Source organism: Paraburkholderia phytofirmans PsJN (assembly GCF_000020125.1).
Taxonomy (GTDB): domain Bacteria; phylum Pseudomonadota; class Gammaproteobacteria; order Burkholderiales; family Burkholderiaceae; genus Paraburkholderia; species Paraburkholderia phytofirmans.
The window spans coordinates 3491693-3517282 of sequence record NC_010681.1; the positions used below are offsets into that span (position 1 = coordinate 3491693).

The following is a 25590-nucleotide window of genomic DNA, read 5'->3' on the forward strand; positions in this document are numbered from 1 at the left end:
CAACCTACCGCTAAAACCGAAACCCATTACAGCCTAGCCACCGTACCCGACCGGACACCGATGTTTTCGCAAACCGATTTCGTCCATATGGAACGCGCGCTCGCGTTGGCCAAGCGCGGCATGTACACCACCGACCCGAATCCGCGGGTCGGCTGCGTGCTCGTCAAGAACGGCGAGGTGATCGGCGAAGGCTTTACGCAACCGGCCGGCCAGGACCATGCCGAGATCCGCGCGCTGAAAGACGCCCGCTCGCGCGGTCACGATCTGCGCGGGGCCACGGCCTACGTGACGCTGGAGCCGTGCAGCCATTTCGGGCGCACGCCGCCGTGCGCGAATGCTTTGATCGAAGCCCAGGTCGCGCGTGTTGTCGCGGCAATGGAAGATCCCAATCCGCAGGTATCCGGGCGCGGTCTCGCCATGTTGCGCGACGCCGGCATCGAAGTACGCTGTGGACTGTTGGCCCACGAAGCGCACGAACTCAATATCGGCTTCGTCTCGCGCATGACACGCGGCCGCCCGTGGGTACGCATGAAGGTGGCGGCCTCGCTGGATGGACGCACCGGCTTGCCTTCGGGCGACAGCCAATGGATCACTGGCGAAGCGGCGCGCGCCGACGGCCACGCCTGGCGCGCCCGCGCGTCGGCGATTTTGACGGGCATCGGCACGGTCAGGGAGGACAATCCGCGCATGACGGTGCGGGCTGTCGATACGCCGCGCCAGCCGCAACGCGTACTGATAGACAGCCAGCTCGACGTGCCGCCGGACGCACAGATTCTGGCCGGCGCATCCACGCTGATCTTCTGCGGCAATCTGGATGGGCGACATACCGATCGCGCCGCCGCGTTGCGCGATCGCGGCGCGGAGATCGTCCAATTGGCGAACCCGGCCGGCAAGGTCGATCTGCCTGCGGTGCTCAAAGTGCTCGGCCAGCGCAACGTCAACGAACTGCATGTCGAGGCGGGCTACAAGCTGAACGGCTCGCTGCTGCGCGAAGGCTGCGTCGATGAATTGCTCGTGTATCTCGCGCCGAGCCTGCTCGGCATGGATTCGATGAGTATGTTCAATCTGAGCGCGCCCGAAACGCTCGAGGGCCGCGTCAAACTGAACTTCCATGCGGTCGACCGGATCGGCGAAGATGTGCGGATTCTCGCGCGCTTTATGCCCCAACCCGGACCCGGCAACGAGCCCGCGACCCCACCCGTTTCGAAATGATCGAGGATTAGTACGATGTTCACAGGAATCGTCGCGGCCGTGGGCCGCATTGAATCAGTCAAACCGCTCGGCACGGACGGCGACGCGGGCGTGCGCCTGAACGTCGAAGCCGGTGGCCTCGATCTCGACGACGTGCAACTCGGCGACAGCATAACCATTCAGGGCGCCTGCATGACCGTGGTCGCAAAGACCGCCCACTCGTTCGAAGTCGACGTCTCGCGCGAAAGCCTGAACTGCACGGCGGGCCTCGGCGAGACCGGCGAAGTCAATCTCGAAAAAGCGCTGCGCGCTCACGACCGGCTCGGCGGCCATATCGTTTCCGGCCATGTGGACGGCCTCGGCACGGTCACGCATTTCGCGCCGGTCGGCGAATCGCACGAACTGCGCGTGCTGGCTCCGCGCGAGATCGGCCGCTATCTGGCGTTCAAAGGCTCTATCACTGTCAACGGCGTGAGCTTGACCGTCAACTCGGTTAAAGATCGCGACGATGGCTGCGAATTCTCGATCAACCTGATTCCGCACACGGTCGAAGTGACCGCGCTCAAGCGCCTGCGTGAAGGTACGCAGGTGAATCTGGAGATCGATCTGATTGCGCGCTACGTCGAGCGCATGCTCAACGCGCCGAAATAACAGGCCGCAAGCCCGGCTATGCATAAGTCGGAGGCGGCGCCTCACCGCCTCCGGCCGGTTCATGCGGCCATCGTTTTCAACGAGCATAGCAACGGCGGACGGCTCATCGCCAGTCGACCAAATGGCCTATGCCGTTCGGCGGAGGCGACTTGGGCCCGCGCGTGGCGTAAAATACGCGCTTTCTTCGAAACTCTCGCCAACATGACGCTCGCCTCCACTCTAGAGATCATTGCCGAACTGAAAGCAGGCCGGATGGTGATCCTCGTCGACGAAGAAGACCGCGAAAACGAGGGCGACCTCGTGATCGCCGCCGAATTCGTCACGCCGGAAGCGATCAACTTCATGGCCCGCTACGGCCGCGGTCTGATCTGCCTGACACTCACGCAGGAACGCTGCAAGCTGCTGAATCTGCCGCTCATGACCTACCGCAACGGCACGCAGTACGGCACCGCGTTCACGGTCAGCATCGAAGCGGCCGAAGGCGTCACCACCGGCATTTCGGCTGCGGACCGCGCCCGCACGATCGCCGCAGCGGTCGCGCCGGACGCCAAGGCAGAGCACATCGTGCAGCCGGGCCATGTGTTCCCGATCATGGCGCAGCCCGGCGGCGTACTGGTGCGCGCCGGCCATACCGAAGCGGGCTGCGACTTCACCCAACTGGCCGGGCTCACGCCGGCCGCGGTGATCTGCGAAGTCATCAAGGACGACGGCACGATGGCACGCCTGCCGGACTTGATGGAATTCGCCAGCGAACACGGTCTGAAAATCGGCACGATCGCGGATCTGATCCACTATCGCAGCCGCACCGAGTCGATCGTCGAGCGGATTTGCGAGCGCACCATGCAGACCGCGCGCGGCGCATTCCGCGCGGTCATGTATCTGGACCAGCCGAGCGGCCAGCCGCATATCGCGCTGGTGCGCGGTACGCCGTGCACGGATCAGGACACGCTGGTGCGCGTGCATGAACCGCTGTCGGTGCTGGACCTGCTGGAAGTCGGCGAATCCACCCATTCGTGGACGCTGGACGCAGCCATGAAAGAAATCGCCGCGCGCGACTGCGGCGTGATCGTGCTGCTGAACTGCGGCGACTCGAAGGACCATCTGATCGACGTTTTCAAGGCGTTCGACTCGAAGGAAAAAGCCGACGCACTCAAACGCCGCCCGGTCGACTTCAAGACGTACGGCATCGGCGCGCAGATTTTACGTGAGCTCGGTGTCGGCAAGATGCAGGTGCTGTCGAACCCGCGCAAGCTGGGCAGCATGTCGGGCTACGGTCTCGAAGTCACGGGCTTCGTGCCGATGCCAGGCGGCGAGACACAAGCTCCGCAACACGGCTGATCCGACCATTCACGCGCTTCGCGCCCACTCAAAACACTACGGAATTCACATGGAAATCGGACAATACCAACCGAACCTCGACGGCGACGGACTGCGTATCGGCATCGTCCAGGCGCGCTTTAACGAGCCCGTTTGCAATGGCCTCGCAGACTCCTGCATCGAAGAACTCGAACGCCTCGGCGTGACCGGCGAAGACGTGCTGCTCGTCACCGTGCCGGGCGCGTTGGAAATCCCGCTGGCACTGCAAAAGCTCGCCGAAAGCGCGCAATTCGACGCACTGATCGCGCTCGGCGCGGTGATTCGCGGTGAAACGTACCACTTCGAACTGGTCTCGAACGAAAGCGGCGCGGGCATCACGCGCATCGGCCTCGACTTCGGCATTCCGGTCGCGAACGCGGTGCTGACTACCGAAAACGACGAGCAAGCCGTCGCGCGCATGACCGAAAAGGGTCGTGACGCGGCGCGCGTGGCCGTCGAAATGGCGAATCTCGCCGTCGCGCTCGAACAACTCGGCGGCGACGACGAAGAAGAAGACGAAGAAGAGGAAGAGGCATGAAGAGCGCACGCCGACGCTCCCGCGAACTGGCCACGCAGGGGCTTTACCAGTGGCTGCTGTCGGGCTCGCCCGGCGGTGAAATCGACGCGCAACTGCGCGGCGCGCAAGGCTTCGACAAGGCCGACCACGAACATCTGGACGCCATTCTGCATGGCGTGATCCGCGATTCGGAAGCCCTCTCCGCGGCAATCGCTCCGTGTCTGGACCGTCCGATTGAGCAGCTCTCGCCGGTCGAACGCGCCGTGCTGCTGGTAGCCGCGTTTGAACTGAAGAATCACGTCGACATCCCTTATCGCGTGGTCATCAACGAAGCGGTCGAGCTCGCCAAGACGTTCGGCGGCGCGGACGGCTACAAGTACGTGAACGGCGTGCTGGACAAGCTGTCGGCACAACTGCGCGTGGATGAGACGCAGGCCGCTCGCAAGCGTTGAGCGCAAGGCGCGATGCTGGCAGCTTGATTGCCGTCATGCGCCTCGCTGAATGGATGCGGCGCGAATGAATCGCCTGCAAGGACGCCGTTTCGAGCATAAGCACTCGCGTCGAACGTCGTCCCGCTTTGCTTCTGACTGGATTTAATCGTATGAACTCCGTGACCGAACCCTTGGTGCGGCTTGCTGCGCGTGTCGACGCCATCCAGCCTTTCTATGTGATGGAACTGGCCAAGGAGGCCGCGCTTCTTGAGCGCGACGGCCGCGACATCATTCATATGGGCATCGGCGAACCCGATTTCACCGCGCCCGAGCCGGTTATCGAGGCGGCCGCGAGCGCACTGCGCCGTGGCGTCACGCAATACACCAGCGCGCTCGGTCTGCACGCGCTGCGCGAAGCGATCTCGGCGCATTACGCCGACTTCTATGGCGTCGACGTGGATCCGGCGCGGATCGTCGTTACCGCAGGTGCATCGGCCGCGTTGCTGCTGGCTTGCGCGGCGCTCGTCGATCGCGACGACGAAGTGCTGATGCCCGACCCGTGCTATCCGTGCAACCGCCATTTCGTGATCGCCGCCGAAGGCAGGCCGGTGATGGTGCCTAGCGGCCCGGCCGAACGTTTCCAACTCACCGCCGCCGACGTCGAGCGCCTCTGGAACGAGCACACCCGTGGCGTGCTGCTGGCGTCGCCGTCGAACCCGACCGGCACGTCGATCGAACCGGCTGAGCTGGAGCGCATCGTCAAGGCCGTGCGGGCGCGTGGCGGCTTTACCATCGTCGACGAGATCTACCAGGGGCTGAGCTACGACGCGAAGCCCGTGTCGGCGCTCTCGTTTGGCGACGACGTGATCACCGTCAACAGCTTCTCGAAGTACTTCAACATGACGGGCTGGCGCCTGGGCTGGCTGGTGGTGCCGCCCGGCATGGTCAGCGCGTTCGAAAAACTCGCGCAAAATCTGTTCATCTGCGCTTCCGCGCTCGCCCAGCACGCGGCGCTCGCCTGCTTCGAGCCGGAAACGATCGCGATCTACGAAGCGCGGCGCCAGGAATTCAAGCGTCGCCGCGACTTCATCGCGCCGGCTCTGGAATCGCTCGGTTTCTCCGTGCCGGTGATGCCCGACGGCGCTTTCTACGTGTACGCCGATTGCCGCACGGTTGCGCATTCCGCGGCCGGCGACAGCGCGGCGCTTACCAAGGCGATGCTCCACGACGCGGGCGTGGTGCTGGTGCCGGGCATGGATTTCGGCACGCATGCGCCGAAGGACTACATCCGGCTGTCGTACGCGACCGCCTATCCGAAGCTGGAAGAGGCCGTCGACCGGCTGGCGAAATTGTTCGGCAAAGCCTGAGCGAAGCAGCTCACTCTCAGTCGCCAGACGAAAAAAAGGACACGCCAGATGGGTGTCCTTTTTTGTTGCCGCTCCTGCATGGAGCCGCAAGTCTACGCTTCCAACCTCAAGCGCCTAGCTCAGACGCCGACGCCACATGCTTCGTCGCGTTGGCGCTCGCATCGTCCTGCTCGGCGGAAACCGGCGCCTTGACCGGTGTCGCCGCGCTCAACTGATGACTGCCCTCGAGCGTCACCTGCACGCGCTTGCCATTGCTGCTGGCGGGCGCAGCCGTGTTGGTCGACGCCGTCAAAACCGGCGCCTGCGGTGCGTTGATCGGCACCTTGCGGCCACGCGCCACGTCACGCAGACGGGCACGCTCGGCCATGACCTTGGCGCCGTAGCCGCCGTCGTCCGGCGAGGTCGAGCCGACGTACAGACGCAAACCGCCCGGCAGCGAGCCGCCACGTGCGATGCAATCCTTCAGCACCAGCGCGCCCACCTTGATGTTCGCGACCGGTTCGAGCGCCGCGCTCTGACCGCCGAAATACTGGAACTTGTCCGAGTGCACCTTGGACATCACCTGCATCAGGCCTTGTGCGCCGACGCCGCTCTCGGCGTACGGGTTGAAGCCCGACTCGATTGCCATTACTGAAAGCAACAGCAACGGATCGAGACCGACTTCGCGGCCGGTGTCGAACGCCGCCTTCACGAGCTCGCTAACGGGCTCCTGAGCGACGCGATAGCGCCGTGCCAGAAATGACGCAACCAGGTCCTGCTCGCGGGTCGAGATCAGGACGCGGTCGTCGCGTGCGTCGGCGGATACGCGTTGCGACGGGATCAGGCTCGCCAGCGCGGTAACGCTTTGCATGGTGCGCGGGTCGAGGCCGTTCAGCGCTGCGACGCCCATGCCGGTCGAGCCGGCTGTGTCGAATGCGTTGTCAAAGCCGGAGTTGCCCGCGGTGACAGTGTTGCCGTTGTTCGTGCCGCTCACGGCATCGGGGCCGTTCGTGTTGGCGGTCAGCGAGTCGTCCGAGGACGCGCGCGCGGGCGGTCCGAAAGCCGGCAGCGGGTTGCCCTGAAGCAGACGGGCGGGACCGGCTTGCACAGCGGCGGAGATGACCGGCATCAACTTGGCGGCTAGCGTGCCGCGCAGGGCCGGCATCAGCCACAGTGCGACTGTCAGCACCACCGCGATACCGCCGACGATGCTGAACAGGTGATGACTCATTCGCGTCCCGCGACGCAGCGCACCACGCACAACTTGCGCGATACGCTCATCGGGACGCCACGATAACCAGGCGTTCATTCAGATCTCCCATGTTGCATGATCCGCGAACCCCGTCGGATGAAGAGGCGGTGAGGCACGTTCGCAGAGTCAAGACATCGCGCGCTCTGTCTGGTTAGGGCAGCAGCGACGTCGGGAAAACGGCAAATACCGTTTGTGGGGAGCCGTCCTGAAAGAGGACTGCGGCATGTCAAAAAAACATGCGGGCGGTGGCTCCCACGCGAAAAACCAGCGTCAGTTGGCGCTGGCGAGGACATCAATAAGACCGTTAGATACCGTGCAGGGACTCGGTAAGCGGTGACGCGTTGCGTCTGATGGGACCGGGGGCAGTGGTAAAAAGGTTCACGCCCTGCAACCAATGTGGACGGATTCTATGCAGGGTTTTATAGATCGTCAACACTATAGATAGGCAAATGTATAACTAATTGTAATAATGAACGGTGTTCAGACCGTCCAAAACCGCGCGGCGCGCGCCTTTTGAGCGATCTCGATTCCCCCGTCTCACCTAGGTCGTTTGGCTGAGCTACGTGCGCCTGCCAACACAGGTAAAATCGACAATCGTTCTGGCGCCGTTAAATCCTGCCGCGCCTCCCCTTTCCGCCGCCTGCGCGGCACTGAACCGCACCAGATGAAATACAAAGACCTACGCGATTTCGTCGGCCGTCTCGAGACGATCGGTGAACTGCGCCGCATCTCGCAAAACGTCTCGCCTGTCCTGGAAATGACCGAGTTGTGCGACCGCGTGCTGCGCGCCGGCGGTCCGGCTTTGCTGTTCGAAAGCAAGGCACAGCATGAGTTCCCGGTGCTCGGCAACCTGTTCGGTACGCCTCGGCGGGTCGCGCTCGGCATGGGGGTGGATGCGCAAGCCGGCGAAGGCGACGGCGCCGCACTCGAATCGCTGCGCGACGTGGGCCGGCTGCTCTCCGCATTAAAGGAGCCGGAGCCGCCGAAGGGTCTCAAGGACGCCGGCAAACTGTTCTCGCTCGCGAAGGCCGTGTGGGACATGGCGCCCAAAACGGTGAGCGCGCCGCCCTGCCAGGAAATCGTCTGGGAAGGCAACGATGTCGACCTCGCCAGGCTGCCCATTCAGACGTGCTGGCCCGGCGATGCCGGCCCGCTAATCACATGGGGCCTGACCGTTACAAAAGGCCCGAACAAGAGCCGACAAAACTTAGGCATATATCGCCAGCAGTTGATCGGACGTAACAAACTGATCATGCGATGGCTCGCGCATCGCGGCGGCGCGCTCGACTTTCGGGAGTTCGCGCTGCAGAACCCCGGCAAGCCGTATCCGGTGGCCGTCGTGCTGGGCGCCGACCCGGCGACGATCCTCGGCGCGGTCACGCCGGTGCCCGACACGCTCTCCGAATACCAATTCGCCGGGCTGCTGCGCGGCGGCCGCACCGAACTGGCTAAGTGCATCACGCCGGGCGTCGACGGTTTGCAGGTGCCGGCGCGCGCCGAGATCGTGCTCGAAGGCTTCATCTATCCGCAGGAAGGCGCGCCTTCGCCCGCTCCCGCAGGCGCGCCGCCGCGTCCGGTCAAGGGCGCGTCGGCGGCCTATGAACATGCGCTGGAAGGCCCGTACGGCGACCACACCGGCTACTACAACGAGCAGGAGTGGTTCCCCGTCTTTACCGTCGAGCGCATTACCATGCGGCGCGACGCCATCTACCACTCCACGTACACCGGCAAACCGCCCGACGAACCGGCCGTGCTCGGCGTCGCGCTCAACGAAGTGTTCGTGCCGCTGTTGCAAAAGCAGTTCAGCGAGATCACAGACTTCTATCTGCCACCCGAAGGCTGCAGCTACCGGATGGCCATCGTGCAGATGAAGAAGAGCTACCCCGGCCACGCCAAACGCGTGATGTTCGGCGTGTGGAGCTTCCTGCGGCAGTTCATGTATACGAAGTTCATCGTCGTGGTCGACGAGGACGTGAATATCCGCGACTGGAAGGAGGTGATCTGGGCGATCACCACCCGCATCGATCCGGCGCGCGACACGGTGCTGGTGGATCGCACGCCGATCGACTACCTGGATTTCGCCTCGCCCGTGGCCGGCCTCGGATCGAAGATGGGCCTCGACGCGACCAACAAGTGGCCCGGGGAAACCGATCGCGAATGGGGCCGCCCCATCGTGATGGACGACGCGGTCAAACAGCGCATTGACACCTTGTGGAACGAGTTGGGCCTCTGAGGCAAACCGTATAACGAGACTGAAATAACAGAGCTATCGGAGCCGTTGCGCGGATGCATGCTTTTTCAATGATGTCGGATGGATTTTTTCTGTCGCTGTCGCTGTGTCTGGATATCGGTCTCGTGAACGTCGCCATGATTTCCCTGACGCTCTCGCATGGCTTCAAACCGGGCTTCTGGCTCGGCCTTGGTTCATGCATCGGCGATCTGATTTACGCGGCGCTCGCGCTTGCGGGCATGGCGGCCTTGCTGCAGTTCGAATCGGTGCGCTGGGTGGTGTGGATCGGCGGCGCGGGGATCCTGCTCTTCCTGACCTGGAAGATGGCGCGTGAAGCGATGTTCCCGGCGACGGCGCCCGCAGTGGCCGGCGAGGCGGACGCGAATGCGCCGCATCTGTCCGCGTGGCGCGGTTTCTTGCGCGGCGTCTTGCTGGCGGTGTCGTCGCCATCGGCGATTTTGTGGTTCGCCGCGGTCGGCGGCGCGCTGATCGCGAAGGCCGGCGCCACGAGCGTGACGACCGCGCCGGTGTTTCTCGGCGGCTTCTTTCTCGGCGGCCTGTGCTGGACCATCTTTATCTGCGGACTCGGCAGCCACGGGCGCAAACGCGCAGGCACCGGTTTGCTGCGCGCCTGTCACGTACTGTCCGCGCTGCTGTTTGCGTACTTCTCGTACAGCGTGATCGTCAACGGGTATCGCGATCTGATCGTGCAAACCGCGCACGTGGCAAGCTGACGTGAAAACGCTCGCGTTGGCGAGCCGTTTTCGATTGAGCGCCAAGCCAGGCGAGCGCGACAGCGCCTGCTTGCACGATGTATCAGGCGAGATACTGCGCGAGCTTTTCCAGGTCGACGTTGCCGCCGCTCACCACCACGCCGACACGCTTGCCCGTCACCGGCACGATGCCGTTGAGCACCGCGGCCGCGGCGAGACAGCCCGTCGGCTCCACCACGATCTTCATGCGCTGGGCAAAAAAGCGCATCGTTTCGATCAACTGCGCGTCGCTGACCGTTTCGATCTGCGCGACCAGCTTGCGAATAATCGCGAACGTGTAGTCGCCGAGATGCGTGGAGGCGGCGCCGTCGGCGATCGTGCGCGGCGTGTCGATATGCACGATCTCGCCGCGCGCCAGCGACTGCTGACCGTCGTTGCCCGCTTCGGGCTCGATGCCGATCACCGTGCACGCCGGGCTCAATGCCGCCGCGGCCAACGCGCTGCCGCTGATCAGCCCGCCGCCGCCGAGACACACGAACAGCATGTCGAGCGGGCCGGTTTCCTCGATCAACTCCTTCACCGCCGTGCCTTGCCCGGCAATCACGTGCGGATGGTCATACGGAGGAATCAGTGTCATGCCACGCTCTTCGGCGAGCCGCCGGCCGATCTCTTCGCGGTTCTCCGTGTAGCGGTCGTAGGTGATCACTTCACCGCCGTAGCCCTTGGTTGCCGCCACTTTGGCCGCCGGCGCGTCCTGCGGCATGACGATCGTCGCGTGGATGCCGGCAAGACGTGCCGACAAGGCGATCGCCTGAGCATGGTTACCCGACGAATACGTCAGTACGCCGGCCTTGCGTTGCTCCGCGTCGAAATGCGAGATCGCGTTATAGGCGCCGCGAAATTTGAAGGCGCCCATACGCTGAAAATTCTCGCACTTGAAGAACACCGACGCCCCGGTGCGCTCGTTGAACGTGCTCGAGGTTAGAACGGGAGTGCGGTGGGCGACGCCGTTCAGACGCGCAGCGGCGTCGAGTACGTCGTCGAAAGTGGGAGCGGGAAGCGCTTGCATCGGCGAAACTCTCCAGAGCGGTGGCGAAACAGCCATTCTCCCAGCTTCGGCAGAGGTTTGGAACGTCACGCGTGAAGTGAGCTTCTGTGCCGGCGACTCTTCGCCCTGTCCGACTGGCGCGAATTCAAACCGTCTTTCCGGCAAAATGCACCGGACTGACTGCATGACAAGCCGCCAACCCAAAACAAACGGCGTAACCCGGCGATCAAGCCGGCGTTACGCCGTCAACGAAAACGCTACGTGCCGCGATTAACGGCGATAGTAGCCATGACCGTAATAACCGCGGTAATAGCCATGGTGATAATAAGGACGCCCATAACCACCATAATATCCGCCCACCACGACTGGCGGCGGTGCATAAACGACCGGGGGCGGCGGCGCATAAACCGGCTGCGGCGCGTAGTACACCGGTGGCGGCGCGGCATAAACCGGGTAAGCCGGCGCAATCGGAACCCCGATACCGATACCTACGGAAACGTGCGCCTGAGCGGCACCCGCAAGTCCCAAGCCGAGTGCTGCGGCAACGACAAACGGAACGATCTTTTTCACTTTTATTCTCCTAGCGCGGCCCACCAAGGTCGCCGACTTCGCATGCCCTGCATGCTATGAAATCAATGTATCGAAAAAGACCGCGCCTATCTGTTCGCATTTGTTGCAAATTGCAATTGGCGGCAAGACGTCGCAATTCTCGCGGACGCCTTAAGCGACTCATGGGCTTCGCAATGCGCTGAAAACTCAGGGATTGCGCGTGACAAAACGCAAGCAACGCGCCGCAATTCACGTAGCAGCGCTTGAAGCATTCGTCTCACGGTAATCTTTGATTACAAATTAGCTTCGATTCTGACGGCGCCCAATTGCGCTCCAAAACGAAAAATGCCCGGCCGAAGACCGGGCATTTCCTTACCTGCAAGGGCCGCGACGTCAGCCGACCTTCACATACGCGAACTCGCGGGACACGCTGGGCGGCACATAAGCGCCGCTGATCCGCACGCGCGGCGTCAGGCGCTTTTTCTGGTCCCACCAGCGACGGCGCTGTGCATGCGTCAGGAACCGCAAGTGCTTTCGGTAAGAAAAAATATTCATCGTGAACCTCCCGAATCTGACTGCGAGACGAAATACCCAGAACAGCAACTGCCAAACCGGCTTTGAAGAATTGTGAGCAGTTTTCTTGCCAGCGGGGCGCATGCCGCCGGATGACCGGCCGGGCGCGCCATATCGCGGGCGCACTGATCAGGGGAAAGCCGACGTTCAGCCGCGCCGCGAGCGTGGCGGATGCGCGATACTTCTGCTTTCCCAATGTTCCGTCTGGAGCACGCACCCATGTCCCAGTCCTCTCTGCCGCGCCTCGGCATTATCGGTGCGGGCCGGCTCGCGCGTTGCCTCGCGCTGAGCTTTTCACGCGCCGGCTATCCGGTCACGGCGGTGGCAAGTCGCTCGGCGACATCCGCCGGCCGGCTTGCCAGTCAAATCGAGCATTGCGCGGCAGTGGAGAACCCACAACAGGTTGTCGACGCCGCCGATATCGTCTTTTTAGCTGTTCCCGATGACAGCATCGGTACGTCAGCGCACACACTCCGGTTCAGCCCGGACGACGCGGCCGGCGCGCACGGCAAGGCGCTCGTGCACTGCAGCGGCGCTTCGCCGGTCGAATTGCTCGCCCCGGCACGCGATCAGGGCGCGTCGATCGGCGGGTTTCATCCACTGTACCTCTTTAGCGGCGAACTCGCCGATCTGGAGCGCATCGCCGGTTGTTCCGTGACGATCGAGGCCGACGGCGCCCTGAAGGACACGTTGACAGCCCTCGCCGTCGCGCTGCGCTGCCATCCGCTGTCGATTCCGGCGGGCGGTCGCATGCTCTATCACGCCGCCGCGCACTACGCCGCCAGTTTCGCGCTGTGCAGCCTCGCGGAATGCGTCGCGCTGTGGCGCACGCTGGGCTTTGCCGAAGACGACGCGCTGCGCGCGCTGCTGCCGATGCTCTCCGGCACCATCGAAACCGCCCGCGACAAGGGTTTGCCCAATGCGCTCGCGGGCCCGGTATCGCGCGGCGACACGGGCGTGGTTCAGAAACAGCTAGCGCTGCTGGAAGGCCTCGGCGGCGACCACGCCGCGCTGTACGGGCTGATGTCGCGGCGCGCGGTCGGACTGGCCGAACGCCGTGTCACGCCGCCCGCCGCGATCGACGCCATCTCCGAGGCCGTGGAAGAATCGCTCAACCGGTCGCTGAATCAGGCCGCGGCAGGTGCAAGCGTCAAGTAAGCCGTGATAATGTGACGTCCGGCGCCGCGCGCAATCCGCCAGCGCCGCGCATCGGGACCAACAGACGAGAACGCACAATGATCAAGGTCAGCATCCTCTATCCGTATCGGGAAAACGGCCACTTCGACGTGGACTATTACTGCGTCACACATATGCCGCTTGCGGCGAAGCTGTTCGGGCCGTCGTTGAAGGGCTGGTCGGTCGACGTCGGCATCAATGCTGGGCCGCCTGGAACACCGCCGCCGTACGTCGCCGCGGGCCACTTCCTGTTCGACAGCGCGAACGATTTTTATAAAGTCTTTAAACCGGCTTCCGAGCAATTGGTGGCCGACATTCCCAACTACACGGACGGTGGCAACGGCGCGATTCTGATCAGCGAGATCAAGATTTCCGTGTGATGCCGCGCGGAAGCGGGACGAACCGCGGCCTTTAATACAGTGAGCCGTTGAGCGCAGCCCGCAAACTGTGGCATCGCGACACCACGCAACCGCTTCAAACGACGCGTAATGCGCCCGAGTGCGGAAAGGGCGCGGGAAATTAAATGAAACCGCCGGCGCGCCGTTCGGAAAGCGCCGGCACCCTGCGGCCGGTCTGCGGTCGTTATTCGAAGGATAAGGACACGAGATGTTTGGCGATATCGCCCGTTTTCTGCTCAATACCGTCTTCACGCTGTTCGGCGCGGCCCTGTTGCTGCGCGCATGGCTGCAGGTCGTGCGCATGCCGCCCTACAACCCCGTCACGAATGCCGTGCTGCAAGTCACCAACTGGATCGTGCTGCCGCTGCGGCATATCTTGCCGAGCACGCGCAAGATCGATTGGGCAAGCCTTGTCGCAGCCCTCCTGGCGGCCATCGTGTATGTGGTGCTGATGGTGGTGCTGACCGGCGCCGATCCGCTCTCGCTGTTGCCGACGCTGCTGATCGTCGCGGTGCTGACGCTGATCAAGTGGGCGCTGAATCTGATCATCTGGTTGACGATCCTGATGGCGCTGCTGTCGTGGCTCAATCCGCGTTCGCCGGCTATGCCGATTCTGTACCAGCTCACGGCGCCGTTTCTGAACCCGCTGCGCCGCGTGGTGCCGCAACTCGGCGGCATCGACCTCTCGCCGATCCTGCTGTTCGTGATCGTGCAGGTGCTGCTAATGGTGGTCACCCGCGCGGCCGTTCAACTGACTTATTTCGTGATCTGAACGCACAGGTAGCGAACATTCACAAGCCGCCGCCCGTCAAACAGGCGGCGGCTTTGTTTCATGCGTCGCTTATTGCTTCGTCAATTGACCGTAGGCGACCGTGTCGTTGGTCGCTGTCTTGATCATGAAGAAAATTGTGCGGACGTACAGGTTGCTGCCCGTGATCGGCAGGAACGTAATCGCGGCATTGCCCGTGTATGTCGCACCCGATTTCAACGTGCAGGATGCGGTCGTGCCGGTCACGTTCAACGTGTAGAGATTCTTGCTCGACGATGGCGTGGCCAGCAGCAAGGTGCCGGAGACCGGGCAGTTGCTCAATGTCCCGCTCAGCGTGCCGTCGTTTGCAATCGTCAGCGACGAGCCGGTTTCCGCCCACGTACCCGCGACGCTCGACTGGGTAACCGCGAGCGCGTTCGCCGCGTCGTAGTTCCAGGACAGGTTCACCGTGTTGCTGTTCTCGACATAGCTGCCGGTGAACGTCTGGTTATTCACGAAGGTGCCCGAGCCGGAGGTCGTCGGATAATAGAAGCCGCCGATGAATGCCGTACCCGATGTGAGCGTCCAGTTCGGCGCACCGGCCGCGATGACGCCGAAGAATTCCGACAAGCCGATGCCGCCTACCGTATTCAGGTAAGAGATGTTGCCCTGCGGATCGACCAGCGCCGTGGTCTTGTCGATGCCGAACTGGCTAGTCCAGATCCCTTCTACGCCGTTGCCCGTGGCCGCAGCCGAACCGCTCTGCGGACTGGACAGACTCGGCAGTTGCTCGCCGCTGAGGGAGGACGAAGAGGCCGGCGCGCTAGCCGGAGCGGGCGCGCTAGCGACGGCTGGCGCCGAAGCGCTGCCGGCCGACGGCGCAGCCGCCGAATTACCCCCGTCGCCGCCACCGCCACCGCCACCACACGCTGCCAGAGCGAGCGAAGCGAGCAGGGACAACGTCAATTTAGCTTTGATTTTCATATCCATTTTTGTTTTTGGGCGAGTGTGCCGCCAATCAGATTGGCACTGTCACGCCATTGGTCATTTTGATCTCGATGTTTGCTGTCAGCGCCGATTCGCTGAATCATTCCAAAAATCCACTTGACAGAAGCCAACCGAACGAATTCTTGTAACTTCTTGAAAGGGCGCTAAAGAAGTAAACGGCGGCATTCCGACAAGCTTTAGTATTTATTCGAACTTTTTGGGAGACCGCTGAATCGATACTGACGAAATATCATGCATAACGAATTAAAAAATCGAAGCGGGAAGCGCGTATCTATTTGATTGGTCTTGTATTTATATGGGCTTCTGGCGGCATTCAATTTTCTCGCTCTGGTTGGCAATCGAAGCGCTAATCGGCTAGTTCCGAGCTTTGCGCGGCAGCGGGCGGTGCCTGCCTTTCCACTTAGTTGCGGCGCCTGCCAACGGCGACGACACTTCATGGGCGTCAAAAGCAACCGTAAGGGAGATAGCCAATCGAACGGGCGAGCCACGCAATTAGCCGTTGCACACGGGCGGTTTGGTGCGGCAAGTGCGTCGTGGCGCGGAACACCGCACCCGCTCCCGCAGCGAGCACACGCCTAAGCTGGCCGCAAACATCCACGTTTGCCAAATCGCGTGAAACCCGCGTAGAATGCCATGCTCTGCGGGCGTCGTATAATGGTAATACCCTAGCTTCCCAAGCTGCAACGGCTTGAGCAAACCCACTATTCACGCGGGTTTTGGATGTGATTTTCCAGCCGGCGCCATTGAAAACCACGTGTCATACGGGTTTGACGGCGATGCCAGTTTTCACCCCACGGGCAGCAGCAAAAAGCTGACGACATATTTAGCAAACGCGCCCTGTCAGTTCCCAATCAGCAGTACGTTTGCTCTGCTTTACCAGAGTCACGAACAGTCATAGAAGTCGGATCGACTGACTTTGCAGGTTGGCCTTCCCGCACCAAGAAGTAGAATCCTGATGACCACTGTCAATAAAGGTGACAAATGCCGATTGTGACTCTATACAACCATAAAGGCGGTGTGTCCAAGACCACCACCACTTTCAACTTGGCCCATCTTCTCGTAACTCAGGGGAAAAGGGTGTTGTTAGTGGATGCGGACTCACAATGCAACCTGACGGAACTATGCTTGGGAAGGGTCATTCAAGAATTGGACGCGGTCGCGGAAAAAACCGGCATTATTCAAGAGCTTCCCGGAACGAGCATCCTCGACGCGCTCAAACCGCGGATCGAGGGCGAGGTTGCTGCGGTAAATATCGATGCTATCGAGACCGTAAATCTGGTAGCGGGGCTAGACCTAATCCGAGGCAGTGTCGATCTCACGTCGATCGAAGATGATATTGGCGAAGCACACAGCCAACGATTCGCTGCTCGCACGAACCTGATGCGCACATACGTCGCCATCGGCGACATGTTGACGCGCCTCGCAGATGCCAAGAAATATGATTATGTATTCATTGATCTCGGCCCAAGTGCTGGCGCGCTAACACGTTCATTCTTCTTAGCGTGTGACGCGTTCTTTGTTCCTGTCGCACCGGACCGATTTAATGTCCAAGCCATTCGCACTCTATCAACCATCGTCTCTCGATGGCTTGAGGAGCATGCTCAAATTCGCGAGACGTACAAAAGCTATTCACTCCCGGTACGACATGGACTTCCAATCTTTTGTGGCGTGATATCTCAATTCTTCAAGATCTACAAAGGTAAGCCCAAAGCAGGTTTTGATGTTTGGATGAAACGCATTCCGGAGCAAATCACGAACTACCTAGTCCCCGCTCTGGCGAGACAATCGACACCCGAAAGAAATCTTTGTTCTCTGAACCCTGAGGAATTCATCGCTGCACAGATTCCTGACTTTGGCACATTATCCCCTCTCATGCAGGAGGTGGGGAAGCCCGTGTTCGGTATCATGCAGGAAGATACGGCGTTAGTAACGGAATCGGGCGTTGCGTGGGCAGGTGGTACTTGGACGGACGCCCAGAAACGAATGGCGACGTACAAGGAATGTCTTGAGCAACTTGCCGCTCGTCTTTCTATTACGGGTTAATCGACAATGCCATTGCAACTTGCCAGCCATTTCGTGGCATTTATAGATCTTCTGGGTTTTTCCGAGATGGTACGGATCGACTGCGAATCATCTCACGCCCCTAAATACCTGGAGATTTTGTATGATGCGCATCTTCGAGCGGCGACTCTCTTTAGCAAAGATTTAGACTCCGGCCTCACTCAGTTTTCCGATTCAATCGTACTGAGCCGACCGTTTGATCTTGCGTGCCTAGCCGATTTCATCTCAACGATAGCTGCTTGGCAGCGTTCGCTTCTTCTCGATGGGCTTCTATGCAGAGGCGGGGTGACATTTGGGAAGCACTTTGTCAAGGATCGATTCTTATTTAGCAAAGGGTTAATTGATGCTTACCGTCTCGAAAGCACGCAAGCTAAACACCCTCGGATAGTCATCTCGGAAAACTTGCTTCAGCTCGCCCACCCGACGGTAGAAATCGGAACGCTGAATCTGATCCAAGAGGAAGATGGCATTTCATTCATAGACTATCTTGCAATAGACAACCAGAACGAAAAGGAGAAATTCTCCGCAGCGATTCAGACAGTGATGGCAGCATCACCAAATGGCGATGCCTCTGTGCAAGAAAAGATGCGTTGGCTAGCACGTTATGCCGATCACAAACTAGGAACCAATTTATCTGGACCAAGGTTTGCTATCTTGTAATCGACAAATTCGATTCGCGCATTTTCGGTCCACCACTCAGACCTCGGGCTTCGCTGATGTCCCCGCCAAGCATCAGCGGGAAACGACTTGATCCTCAAAAAAATACAGTAGAAGCTTCGTGGCAAGATTTAATCGACCCGCTACATCACTTCTTTCCCGTCGGTTCGTGCTTGTCCTTGATCAGCTGATAGTATGTGCTCGCACCGGTCTTCGTTAGCTTAACGTCGGCGATGAACTTCTCGATGATGTCTTTTCGCGTCACGTCCTTGACCGTCCGCATCCGCTTGTAGATTTCGGTTACCAGCTCCATCTTTGTCGGTGTAGCTGGTGCCGCTTTCGCTGCGGTATCGTTCGCCGTCCCAGTACCGGCATTTGCCTTCACATCGGCGACAACCGGCTTACCCAACTTCTCGTCTTTGGCCGCCGCCCCTTGCTTCTGATCAACCATACTCGCACTCCATTCGTTGAAAGTGCGTCCAGGGTCCAGCAGATCGACCTTCAAGGCAACGGCAGGCGAGCGACCACGACCGACACGACGGCGTCCAGCGCGGAATCGGACGAGCAACAGTGACAGTTTTCACGTCACCCTCACCTACCTCTCTCCTATCCCTTTGATCTATGGGGGATTCCGCCCTCTGCGCACCATTTTCCGACGATGCCAGCAAGAATTTCCGAAGTGCATACACTTTTCACGCCAGTTCACACGATCCCTACTCCCCAACGCGCCGAAACCCCTGTAAAATACGCGGCTGCGCGGGCGTCGTATAATGGTAATACCCTAGCTTCCCAAGCTAGAGCCGTGGGTTCGATTCCCATCGCCCGCTCCAGATACTTTCTGATTAGCTCTTGAGCAACCGGGCAAATTCGCGAAAGGATCTGACTCTACCGCTCGTCTCGTTTCTACCCATAAAGACCTTTCCTGACTGTCAAATCCGGCATTCGATTCGCTTGCGCAAACGGGCAGAGCAAAACGTCGAGTAACGACGCCGCCGCGAATGGCGCCTCATAACGAAGTCCGCGCCGCCAGTAGTTGGAACGACAGTAAGACCGCCGGCACCGACACGCATATTCGCTACTGATCGGTACTCGCCCAGATAATCGCGCTCAGGAAAACACCTTACAAACCGATTAAATCAATTGCGCGGATACCTGCGTTATTTAAACGTAATATTCCCCACCACATCCATGCTCCCGCCGTCCGCAGTCCGTCTGGACGCGCCCTTTTCGGTTGTGCTACCTTACGCGCACTTGCAACGCCCGCTCCACTTTCCGCTGACACTTTCAGCAGAATCCAGCACGAGCCGCCTCCATGAAGGCGGCTTTTTTCTCATAGCGGCGGCTTGGCACAGCGACCCGTCAACCTCGCGCTTACCAGCCGCGCCTGTCGGAACTCGCCGCCCCACACCACGCGAGCTCCGACGGCCACCGTGCAGCACGCGAGGCAAGCCGCGAAGCCCTTCACCCTTGTAGCAGCATCGACGATGATCCACGATCCAAACGACGCCGGCCTGCCGGACGACCTCCCGACGCCCTCCAGCGAAACCGAACACCAGTCGAACGCCGACGGCAACGCACCACAAGAAGCCCTGCACCGACGCCGCATCCGCAGCTTCGTCACGCGCGCCGGCCGCGTCTCGACCGGCCAGCGCCGCGCCATGGACGAACTCGGCCCGCGCTTCGTGGTGCCCTTCGCGCCGCAGCAGCCTGACTGGAACGCCGTATTCGGCCGCGAGGCGCCACGCGTGCTGGAGATCGGCTTCGGGATGGGGGCGACCACCGCCGAGATCGCCTCGCATCGTCCCGGCGACGATTTTCTCGGCGTCGAAGTACACGAGCCGGGCGTCGGCGCGCTGCTGAAACTGATGGGTGAACAGAACCTGTCGAACATCCGCATCATTCAGCACGACGCGGTCGAGGTGCTCGAACAGATGATCGCGCCGGATAGCCTCGACGGTGTGCACATCTTCTTTCCGGACCCGTGGCACAAGGCGCGCCACCACAAGCGCCGGCTGATCCAGCCGAAGTTTGTCGCGCTGCTCGTATCGCGCCTGAAGCCCGGCGCCTATCTGCATTGCGCGACGGACTGGCAGAACTACGCCGAACAGATGCTGGAAGTACTGGGCGCCGATCCGGCGCTGGAAAATACTGCCGACAGCTACGCGCCGCGTCCGGAGTACCGTCCGGTGACGAAGTTCGAGCGCCGTGGATTGCGGCTCGGACACGGCGTGTGGGATCTCGTCTTCCGCAAACGCGGCGTCGCATAAACGCCCGGCGAAATCGCCACGCAACGAAAAAGGTCCGCAAATGCGGACCTTTTTCTCATGGCTCAAGCGAAACGCACGCGCTTACTCTGTCCAGCTCAACGCGCCGCTATAACCAACCAGCAGGATCAGCAGCCCGAAGCCGATGCGATACCACGCAAACGCGGTGAAATCGTGCGCGGCGATGTAGCGCAACAGCCAGCGCACGCAGGCAAAAGCACTGACGAACGCCGCCGCGAAACCGATCGCGAAGGTGCCGAGCGCATCGACGGAAAGCAGGTGCCAGTCTTTGTACAGCTCGTAAGCGGTTGCGCCGAAAATGATCGGAATCGCGAGGAAGAACGAAAACTCCGTGGCGACGCGCCGGTCGAGACCGAATAGCATCCCGCCGATGATCGTCGAGCCCGAGCGCGACATGCCCGGAATCAGCGCGAAACATTGCGCGAGGCCGACTTTCAGCGCGTCCAGCGCGCTCAGGTCGTCCACGCTCTGCACGCGCGCTTGCGTCTCGCCTTGCGCGCGCTGACGCGCCTCCGCCCACAGGATCACGACACCGCCCGCCACCAGCGCGAACGCGACCGGCACCGGAGAGAACAACGCCGCCTTGATGGATTTCTCGAACAGCAAGCCGAGCACGATGGCCGGAATCGTGGCGATGATCACGTTCAGTGTAAAGCGGCGCGCATCCGGCCGGGTCGGCAGACCGGACACCACACTGCCGATACGGCGACGGAATTCCCAGCACACGGCGAGAATCGCGCCGAGCTGGATCACGACATCGAAGGTTTTCGCGTGCTCATCGGTAAAGTTCAGCAGACTGCCCGCGACGATCAAATGCCCGGTGCTCGATACGGGCAAAAACTCCGTCAATCCCTCGACGACGCCCAGAATCAGCGCCTTGCAAGCCAATAGCCAGTCCATCCCTGCCCCTAATCGCTTTAGTTAGTCGGAACGAACAGGGCCGGCATGGAAAGCGCGCGGCCCTGCCGGCCGCGCGCCGCGTCATTTTTCGACGATTTGCACGCGTATGCCGTTTGTAAGGATGGTGATTGTACCGGGTTCGTAATTCACTCCGGCAAATTGCAGCTGTTCGGGCTTGAATGTGTAGATCGGATAGTTGGTCAGCAACTGTGTGGCGAGCACCGCCGCCGCCGCATTGATCTGCTGCGTATAGGCCTGCGCCTGTCCGCTCACGCTGACGTTGTCGACGTTCGGCGACTTGAGCACGACCGATTTGCTGGCGGCGTCATAAGCCAGTTCGCTCGACAGCGTAAACACGCCGTCGACCGGCTGCGGCATGAAGGGGCTCACGAGGCGTGCATCGAGCTTCACCGAGACGCGGTTCGCGTCCGGCAGCAAACCGACCACCGGGTGGGTCAGCGCGACATCGAACACTTGCGAAACCGTGCGCTGATACGGGAATTTGCGCTGCACCGCGTCCTGCACCTGCTGCTGCGAGAATGTGTAATGCGAAGGGATGAACGGAAAGGTCGAGGTTGCGCAGGCCGAGAACGAAACGGTGATGCCGAGCGCGCTACAGCCCGTCAGCGCGGCAAGCAGGAAGCGGCGCCGGGCCGGCGCAGCGGGTCGAGTCATGCGAAATCTCCTGTGGAAATCTGTTCGGGCATGCTATTGCGGTGTTTGTTTTCAGCTTGTGGTTTTGCAGTTGCGGTTTGCGCCTGGCGGCGATTCGCTTGCGGGCGTTTAGAGCTAAGCCGCCGGTTGTGCGTTCGGTCGAGTCTGCATCTCGAGCTGCGTGAGCCACGCGAGCGCCTCGCCGCGATCCGTGCCGCACATTTCCATCTGCGGTTGCAGACCTGAGCAGCACGCCGGCCGCTCAGGCTGACCGAAGATCGCGCAGCGCAGATCGTCGCGGAGTTGCGCGCAGCGTACGCCCGCCGGCTTGCCGTTCGGCATGCCCGGAATCGGACTCGAAATCGACGGCGCAATACAGCATGCGCCGCAATCCGGGCGGCACGCGTGATCGGCCACGTGAAACGGAGACTCGCGCATCACGGCGCTGTTCGACACATCACTCACGACATTTTTTCCTGAACCCAAAAACGGGCAATGCACTATCAGACCCGCATTGTGCCACCGCATTCCATGCGACCTTTTTACGCAATCGGGCGAATGGTCACTCGCGTAAACTCGAAAAATCTTAAAGGCCATGCGCAAGGGGCGCCCGCGCGGATCGATCTGGTCGCGCGAATCGCGGCGGTCCGCCTCTTTCCCGATGGCCGCCAGCCAGCCCTCGAGTCCCTCATGTCCATCGCCAGCACGCTGTTCCGCCCTGACCTGCTCGCCAAATACAGTGCGAACGGCCCACGGTATACGTCCTATCCGACCGCCCTGCAGTTCCGCGACGAGTTCGACCCCGCCGACTATTTACGCGCCGCCGCCGACCCAGGCGCGTCGGCCACGGATCTCTCGCTGTACTTCCACATTCCGTTCTGCGACACCGTGTGTTTCTACTGCGGCTGCAACAAGGTCGCCACCAGGAATCGCGCCCATGCGCGTCCGTACCTCGACCGGTTGAAACGCGAAATGGCGTTGCAGGCGGCCTGTTTCGACACGCGGCGCCCGGTATCGCAATTGCATTGGGGCGGCGGCACGCCGACTTTTTTGTCGCATGACGAAACGGCCGAACTGATGGCCGCCACGCGCGAGCACTTCAAGCTGCTGCCCGACGCCGAAGCCGAATATTCGATCGAAGTCGATCCGCGCGAAGCGTCGCCCGATACCATCGCCCATTTGCGCAAGCTGGGTTTCAACCGGCTGAGCCTCGGCGTGCAGGACTTCGATCCGATCGTGCAGCAGGCGATCAACCGCATTCAGCCGCTCGAAATGACCGCCTCGGTGATGCAGGCGGCGCGCGAGACCGGCTTTCACTCGATCGGTGTCGATCTGATTTACGGACTGCCGCATCAAACGGTCGAGAGCTTCAGCCGCACGCTCGACACGATGCTCGCGCTCGCGCCCGATCGTCTCTCGGTCTTCGCCTATGCGCACATGCCGCAGTTGTTCAAGATGCAACGTCAGATGGACCCGGCCACGCTGCCTTCACCTGAAGTGCGACTCGCGATCCTGCAGCGTGTGGTCGAGCGTCTGACAGGCGCGGGCTACGTGTACATTGGCATGGATCACTTCGCGCTGCCCACCGACGAACTCGCGCGCGCGCAAGCGCAGCGCACCTTGCATCGCAATTTTCAGGGCTACAGCACGCGGGCGGAATGCGATCTGATCGGCTTCGGGGCATCGTCGATCGGCAAAGTCGGCGACGTGTACGCGCAGAACGTCAAGGATTTGCCGGGCTATTCCACGGCGATCGATGCAGGCACGCTCGCCATCGCACGCGGCGTGCGCCTCACCGCCGACGACCGTCTGCGCCGCGACGTCATCACGCAACTGATGTGCAACCTCGAGTTGCGCTTCGACGGATTCGAAGCGGCGTATGGTATCCGCTTCGCCGATACGTTCGAGCCGGAGTTGGAGCGTTTGCGCGGCTTCGAGCAGGACGGCCTGGTGTCGCTCGAAGCGGGCAAGCTCGAAGTGCGGATGGCCGGCCGCATGCTCGTGCGCAACATCGCGATGGTGTTCGACCGCTATCTCGGCCAACAGACACTCGAACGATTTTCGCGCACGGTTTGAAGCCCTTGCAGCAGATGAAAGCAACTGGCTTGCCCGTCGCCGAATTTTCGGCCATAATCTGCGTCTTCGCCGCGCGCCAGCTTCTGACGCGTGCGCTGCAAGACCTGCCCAGGTGGTGAAATTGGTAGACGCAGGGGACTCAAAATCCCCCGCCGCAAGGCGTGCCGGTTCGATTCCGGCCCTGGGCACCAAAGAATTCGAAAGACTGCTGTTTCAGTATTTCCTCGAACCCCGCTAGCACATGCTGCTCGCGGGGTTTGTCGTTTCTGGCCCGTCTAAAAAACCTCAAGGGATTCAAACGGCGCGAGCGCGAACGTCGCCCTCACGCCATTCGAGACACCTTACCGCCCCACGACCCGCGCCCCACCCTGCACAGCCGCGCGCCGGCGCTTGAACACATATCCAGCCCACATCACCACCAGCCACGCCGGCACCAGCCACACCGAAACCGACAGACCCGGCGTCATCGCCAGAATCACGAGGATCAACGCCATGAACGCGAGGCAGATCCAGTTGCTGACCGGAAACCAGAACGACTTGAACACGAGCGTCTCGCCGGCCGCGACCATCGCCTTGCGCGACTTGAGATGCGTCAGGCTGATCAGCGCCCAGTTCAACACGAGCGCGGCCACTACCAGCGCCATCAGCAAGCCGAGCGCTTCCGCGGGAATCAGATAGTTGACGATCACGCACGTGAACGTGGCGAGCGCCGACAAGCCGATCGCCATATACGGCACGCCGCGCCGGTCGACCTTCATCAGCGCGCGCGGCGCATTGCCCTGCTCCGCGAGGCCGTACAGCATGCGGCTATTCGCGTACACGCCGCTGTTGTACACCGACAGCGCCGCGGTCAACACCACCACGTTAAGGACGTTCGCGGTCAGCGTCGAACCGATCTGCGAGAAGATCATGACGAACGGACTGCCGCCGGCCGCCACTTCGTTCCACGGGTACAACGACAAGAGGACCGTCAGCGAGCAGATGTAGAAAATCAGAATCCGGTAAATCACCTGATTCACGGCCTTCGGAATGCTCTTCTGCGGCTGGTCCGCTTCCGCCGCCGTAATGCCGATCAGCTCGAGGCCGCCGAACGAAAACATGATGACCGCGAGCATCATGAACAGGCCATGAAACCCATGCGGGAAGAATCCGCCGTGGGACCAGAGGTTGGTGATCGAAGCTTGCGGGCCGCCGTGGCCGCTGATCAGCAGGTAACCGCCGAACACGATCATGCCGATCACCGCCACGACCTTGATGATCGCGAACCAGAACTCGGTTTCGCCATAGGCTTTGACGTTGGCGAGATTGATCGCGTTGATCAGCGCAAAGCACACCAGCGCCGACACCCACGTCGGCACGCCCGGCCACCAATAGTGAATGTACGTGCCGACAGCGGTCAGTTCGGCCATGCTGACAAGCACGTACAGCACCCAGTAATTCCAGCCGGACAGAAAGCCGGGAAAGTCGCCCCAATACTTGTACGCGAAGTGGCTAAACGAACCGGCCACCGGCTCCTGCGCCACCATTTCGCCCAACTGCCGCATGATCATGAAGGCGATGATGCCGCCGATCGCGTAGCCGAGAATCATCGACGGTCCGGCTGCCTGCAACACGCTGGCGGAGCCGAGAAACAGGCCGGTGCCGATCGCGCCGCCCAGCGCGATGAGCTGGATATGGCGATTCTTGAGCCCGCGCTTCAGGCCGTCTTGCTGTTGTGCACTATTCAACGTTGCGCCCCAGTGTATGGATTTCGATCACCCGATCGGACTT

General features: G+C 61.3%; 25 protein-coding genes and 2 tRNA genes. 17 read left to right on the plus strand and 10 right to left on the minus strand.

What is annotated here, in order from left to right; translation table 11 throughout:
• Nucleotides 1-60 precede the first annotated feature (60 nt).
• From ribD to BPHYT_RS15405, 6 genes are all read left to right on the plus strand, one after another.
• On the plus strand, nt 61-1212 hold the full coding sequence (ribD, locus tag BPHYT_RS15380) for a bifunctional diaminohydroxyphosphoribosylaminopyrimidine deaminase/5-amino-6-(5-phosphoribosylamino)uracil reductase RibD (RefSeq protein ID WP_012434066.1): 1152 nt from the start codon (nt 61-63) through the stop codon (nt 1210-1212).
• 15 nt (nt 1213-1227) lie between these two features.
• Nucleotides 1228-1842, plus strand: coding sequence for a riboflavin synthase (locus BPHYT_RS15385; protein ID WP_012434067.1), 615 nt, complete (start codon nt 1228-1230; stop codon nt 1840-1842).
• Between the two features lie 201 nt (nt 1843-2043).
• Nucleotides 2044-3180 (plus strand): bifunctional 3,4-dihydroxy-2-butanone-4-phosphate synthase/GTP cyclohydrolase II, encoded by a 1137-nt coding sequence (gene ribBA / locus BPHYT_RS15390; RefSeq protein ID WP_012434068.1) that lies wholly within the window; start codon nt 2044-2046, stop codon nt 3178-3180.
• A 49-nt stretch (nt 3181-3229) separates the two neighbouring features.
• A complete protein-coding gene (ribH, locus tag BPHYT_RS15395) occupies nt 3230-3736 on the plus strand; it encodes a 6,7-dimethyl-8-ribityllumazine synthase (RefSeq protein WP_006050161.1) in 507 nt (168 codons plus the stop codon).
• Nucleotides 3733-4167, plus strand: coding sequence for a transcription antitermination factor NusB (gene nusB / locus BPHYT_RS15400; RefSeq protein ID WP_012434069.1), 435 nt, complete (start codon nt 3733-3735; stop codon nt 4165-4167). The genes ribH and nusB overlap by 4 nt, the downstream gene beginning before the upstream one ends.
• A 149-nt stretch (nt 4168-4316) precedes the next feature.
• Nucleotides 4317-5513, plus strand: coding sequence for a pyridoxal phosphate-dependent aminotransferase (locus BPHYT_RS15405; protein ID WP_012434070.1), 1197 nt, complete (start codon nt 4317-4319; stop codon nt 5511-5513).
• 106 nt (nt 5514-5619) lie between these two features.
• On the opposite strand, the gene BPHYT_RS15410 is transcribed toward BPHYT_RS15405, so the two are convergent.
• The gene (locus BPHYT_RS15410; RefSeq protein ID WP_012434071.1) at nt 5620-6801 is read right to left on the minus strand and encodes a transglycosylase SLT domain-containing protein; all 1182 of its coding nucleotides are present in this window, start codon (nt 6799-6801) and stop codon (nt 5620-5622) included.
• A gap of 607 nt (nt 6802-7408) precedes the next feature.
• Here BPHYT_RS15410 and BPHYT_RS15415 point away from each other — a divergent pair.
• Together BPHYT_RS15415 and BPHYT_RS15420 are read left to right on the plus strand one after the other, a co-directional pair.
• Nucleotides 7409-8977: a UbiD family decarboxylase gene (locus tag BPHYT_RS15415; RefSeq protein ID WP_012434072.1), complete on the plus strand. Its 1569-nt coding sequence runs from the start codon at nt 7409-7411 to the stop codon at nt 8975-8977.
• A 53-nt stretch (nt 8978-9030) separates the two neighbouring features.
• Entirely contained in the window at nt 9031-9708 is a 678-nt protein-coding gene (locus BPHYT_RS15420; protein ID WP_012434073.1) for a LysE family translocator, read from the plus strand.
• An 82-nt stretch (nt 9709-9790) separates the two neighbouring features.
• Here the strand turns inward: BPHYT_RS15420 and BPHYT_RS15425 are convergent, their stop codons facing one another.
• From BPHYT_RS15425 to BPHYT_RS38700, 3 genes are all read right to left on the minus strand, one after another.
• Nucleotides 9791-10756, minus strand: coding sequence for a threo-3-hydroxy-L-aspartate ammonia-lyase (locus BPHYT_RS15425; protein WP_012434074.1), 966 nt, complete (start codon nt 10754-10756; stop codon nt 9791-9793).
• A 249-nt stretch (nt 10757-11005) separates the two neighbouring features.
• On the minus strand, nt 11006-11305 hold the full coding sequence (locus tag BPHYT_RS37310) for a hypothetical protein (protein WP_012434075.1): 300 nt from the start codon (nt 11303-11305) through the stop codon (nt 11006-11008).
• Nucleotides 11306-11677: 372 nt separating this feature from the next.
• The gene (locus BPHYT_RS38700) at nt 11678-11839 is read right to left on the minus strand and encodes a hypothetical protein (RefSeq protein ID WP_007180743.1); all 162 of its coding nucleotides are present in this window, start codon (nt 11837-11839) and stop codon (nt 11678-11680) included.
• Nucleotides 11840-12076: 237 nt separating this feature from the next.
• On the opposite strand from BPHYT_RS38700, the gene BPHYT_RS15430 reads away from it, so the two are divergent.
• From BPHYT_RS15430 to BPHYT_RS15440, 3 genes are all read left to right on the plus strand, one after another.
• Entirely contained in the window at nt 12077-13015 is a 939-nt protein-coding gene (locus BPHYT_RS15430) for a Rossmann-like and DUF2520 domain-containing protein (RefSeq protein WP_012434076.1), read from the plus strand.
• A gap of 77 nt (nt 13016-13092) precedes the next feature.
• On the plus strand, nt 13093-13413 hold the full coding sequence (locus BPHYT_RS15435; protein ID WP_012434077.1) for an EthD family reductase: 321 nt from the start codon (nt 13093-13095) through the stop codon (nt 13411-13413).
• A gap of 226 nt (nt 13414-13639) precedes the next feature.
• Nucleotides 13640-14203 carry a YggT family protein gene (locus BPHYT_RS15440; protein ID WP_012434078.1) on the plus strand — a complete coding sequence of 188 codons (564 nt, stop codon included), beginning with the start codon at nt 13640-13642 and terminating at the stop codon, nt 14201-14203.
• 69 nt (nt 14204-14272) lie between these two features.
• On the opposite strand, the gene BPHYT_RS15445 is transcribed toward BPHYT_RS15440, so the two are convergent.
• Complete coding sequence (locus tag BPHYT_RS15445; RefSeq protein ID WP_012434079.1) at nt 14273-15169, minus strand: hypothetical protein; 897 nt, start codon at nt 15167-15169, stop codon at nt 14273-14275.
• A gap of 999 nt (nt 15170-16168) precedes the next feature.
• Between BPHYT_RS15445 and BPHYT_RS15450 the strand changes: the two genes are divergently transcribed.
• A complete protein-coding gene (locus tag BPHYT_RS15450) occupies nt 16169-17230 on the plus strand; it encodes a ParA family protein (RefSeq protein WP_012434080.1) in 1062 nt (353 codons plus the stop codon).
• A gap of 6 nt (nt 17231-17236) precedes the next feature.
• On the plus strand, nt 17237-17908 hold the full coding sequence (locus BPHYT_RS15455; RefSeq protein ID WP_012434081.1) for a hypothetical protein: 672 nt from the start codon (nt 17237-17239) through the stop codon (nt 17906-17908).
• Nucleotides 17909-18053: 145 nt separating this feature from the next.
• Here the strand turns inward: BPHYT_RS15455 and BPHYT_RS15460 are convergent, their stop codons facing one another.
• Nucleotides 18054-18356 carry a hypothetical protein gene (locus tag BPHYT_RS15460; protein WP_012434082.1) on the minus strand — a complete coding sequence of 101 codons (303 nt, stop codon included), beginning with the start codon at nt 18354-18356 and terminating at the stop codon, nt 18054-18056.
• A gap of 305 nt (nt 18357-18661) precedes the next feature.
• Here BPHYT_RS15460 and BPHYT_RS15465 point away from each other — a divergent pair.
• Nucleotides 18662-18735, plus strand: a tRNA-Gly gene (locus BPHYT_RS15465).
• Between the two features lie 654 nt (nt 18736-19389).
• Nucleotides 19390-20172 carry a tRNA (guanosine(46)-N7)-methyltransferase TrmB gene (gene trmB / locus BPHYT_RS15470; protein WP_012434083.1) on the plus strand — a complete coding sequence of 261 codons (783 nt, stop codon included), beginning with the start codon at nt 19390-19392 and terminating at the stop codon, nt 20170-20172.
• 81 nt (nt 20173-20253) lie between these two features.
• Here trmB and BPHYT_RS15475 read toward each other — a convergent pair whose 3' ends face one another.
• From BPHYT_RS15475 to BPHYT_RS15485, 3 genes are all read right to left on the minus strand, one after another.
• Nucleotides 20254-21090, minus strand: coding sequence for an undecaprenyl-diphosphate phosphatase (locus BPHYT_RS15475; protein WP_012434084.1), 837 nt, complete (start codon nt 21088-21090; stop codon nt 20254-20256).
• A gap of 81 nt (nt 21091-21171) precedes the next feature.
• Nucleotides 21172-21765, minus strand: coding sequence for a DUF1439 domain-containing protein (locus tag BPHYT_RS15480; protein ID WP_012434085.1), 594 nt, complete (start codon nt 21763-21765; stop codon nt 21172-21174).
• Nucleotides 21766-21879: 114 nt separating this feature from the next.
• Nucleotides 21880-22182: a YkgJ family cysteine cluster protein gene (locus BPHYT_RS15485; protein ID WP_041759028.1), complete on the minus strand. Its 303-nt coding sequence runs from the start codon at nt 22180-22182 to the stop codon at nt 21880-21882.
• A gap of 252 nt (nt 22183-22434) precedes the next feature.
• On the opposite strand from BPHYT_RS15485, the gene hemN reads away from it, so the two are divergent.
• Together hemN and BPHYT_RS15495 are read left to right on the plus strand one after the other, a co-directional pair.
• The gene (hemN, locus tag BPHYT_RS15490; protein ID WP_012434087.1) at nt 22435-23820 is read left to right on the plus strand and encodes an oxygen-independent coproporphyrinogen III oxidase; all 1386 of its coding nucleotides are present in this window, start codon (nt 22435-22437) and stop codon (nt 23818-23820) included.
• A gap of 106 nt (nt 23821-23926) precedes the next feature.
• Nucleotides 23927-24011 (plus strand) — tRNA-Leu (locus BPHYT_RS15495).
• A 150-nt stretch (nt 24012-24161) separates the two neighbouring features.
• Here the strand turns inward: BPHYT_RS15495 and BPHYT_RS15500 are convergent.
• A complete protein-coding gene (locus BPHYT_RS15500; RefSeq protein WP_012434088.1) occupies nt 24162-25547 on the minus strand; it encodes an amino acid permease in 1386 nt (461 codons plus the stop codon).
• Between the last annotated feature and the right edge of the window lie 43 nt (nt 25548-25590).

What these genes read in the sequence shown, in the direction of transcription:
- BPHYT_RS15450 (WP_012434080.1), top strand. Translation starts at nt 16,169, where the DNA reads ATGCCGATTGTGACTCTATACAACCATAAAGGCGGTGTGTCCAAGACC.
- ribD (WP_012434066.1), top strand. Translation starts at nt 61, where the DNA reads ATGTTTTCGCAAACCGATTTCGTCCATATGGAACGCGCGCTCGCGTTG.
- BPHYT_RS15415 (WP_012434072.1), top strand. Translation starts at nt 7,409, where the DNA reads ATGAAATACAAAGACCTACGCGATTTCGTCGGCCGTCTCGAGACGATC.
- trmB (WP_012434083.1), top strand. Translation starts at nt 19,390, where the DNA reads ATGATCCACGATCCAAACGACGCCGGCCTGCCGGACGACCTCCCGACG.
- ribH (WP_006050161.1), top strand. Translation starts at nt 3,230, where the DNA reads ATGGAAATCGGACAATACCAACCGAACCTCGACGGCGACGGACTGCGT.
- BPHYT_RS15480 (WP_012434085.1), bottom strand. Translation starts at nt 21,765, where the DNA reads ATGACTCGACCCGCTGCGCCGGCCCGGCGCCGCTTCCTGCTTGCCGCG.
- BPHYT_RS15410 (WP_012434071.1), bottom strand. Translation starts at nt 6,801, where the DNA reads ATGAACGCCTGGTTATCGTGGCGTCCCGATGAGCGTATCGCGCAAGTT.
- BPHYT_RS15460 (WP_012434082.1), bottom strand. Translation starts at nt 18,356, where the DNA reads ATGGTTGATCAGAAGCAAGGGGCGGCGGCCAAAGACGAGAAGTTGGGT.
- BPHYT_RS15385 (WP_012434067.1), top strand. Translation starts at nt 1,228, where the DNA reads ATGTTCACAGGAATCGTCGCGGCCGTGGGCCGCATTGAATCAGTCAAA.
- BPHYT_RS38700 (WP_007180743.1), bottom strand. Translation starts at nt 11,839, where the DNA reads ATGAATATTTTTTCTTACCGAAAGCACTTGCGGTTCCTGACGCATGCA.
- BPHYT_RS15420 (WP_012434073.1), top strand. Translation starts at nt 9,031, where the DNA reads ATGCATGCTTTTTCAATGATGTCGGATGGATTTTTTCTGTCGCTGTCG.
- ribBA (WP_012434068.1), top strand. Translation starts at nt 2,044, where the DNA reads ATGACGCTCGCCTCCACTCTAGAGATCATTGCCGAACTGAAAGCAGGC.
- BPHYT_RS15485 (WP_041759028.1), bottom strand. Translation starts at nt 22,182, where the DNA reads ATGCGCGAGTCTCCGTTTCACGTGGCCGATCACGCGTGCCGCCCGGAT.
- BPHYT_RS15430 (WP_012434076.1), top strand. Translation starts at nt 12,077, where the DNA reads ATGTCCCAGTCCTCTCTGCCGCGCCTCGGCATTATCGGTGCGGGCCGG.
- BPHYT_RS15440 (WP_012434078.1), top strand. Translation starts at nt 13,640, where the DNA reads ATGTTTGGCGATATCGCCCGTTTTCTGCTCAATACCGTCTTCACGCTG.
- BPHYT_RS15425 (WP_012434074.1), bottom strand. Translation starts at nt 10,756, where the DNA reads ATGCAAGCGCTTCCCGCTCCCACTTTCGACGACGTACTCGACGCCGCT.
- BPHYT_RS15455 (WP_012434081.1), top strand. Translation starts at nt 17,237, where the DNA reads ATGCCATTGCAACTTGCCAGCCATTTCGTGGCATTTATAGATCTTCTG.
- BPHYT_RS15475 (WP_012434084.1), bottom strand. Translation starts at nt 21,090, where the DNA reads ATGGACTGGCTATTGGCTTGCAAGGCGCTGATTCTGGGCGTCGTCGAG.
- BPHYT_RS15445 (WP_012434079.1), bottom strand. Translation starts at nt 15,169, where the DNA reads ATGGATATGAAAATCAAAGCTAAATTGACGTTGTCCCTGCTCGCTTCG.
- BPHYT_RS15435 (WP_012434077.1), top strand. Translation starts at nt 13,093, where the DNA reads ATGATCAAGGTCAGCATCCTCTATCCGTATCGGGAAAACGGCCACTTC.
- BPHYT_RS15405 (WP_012434070.1), top strand. Translation starts at nt 4,317, where the DNA reads ATGAACTCCGTGACCGAACCCTTGGTGCGGCTTGCTGCGCGTGTCGAC.
- nusB (WP_012434069.1), top strand. Translation starts at nt 3,733, where the DNA reads ATGAAGAGCGCACGCCGACGCTCCCGCGAACTGGCCACGCAGGGGCTT.
- hemN (WP_012434087.1), top strand. Translation starts at nt 22,435, where the DNA reads ATGTCCATCGCCAGCACGCTGTTCCGCCCTGACCTGCTCGCCAAATAC.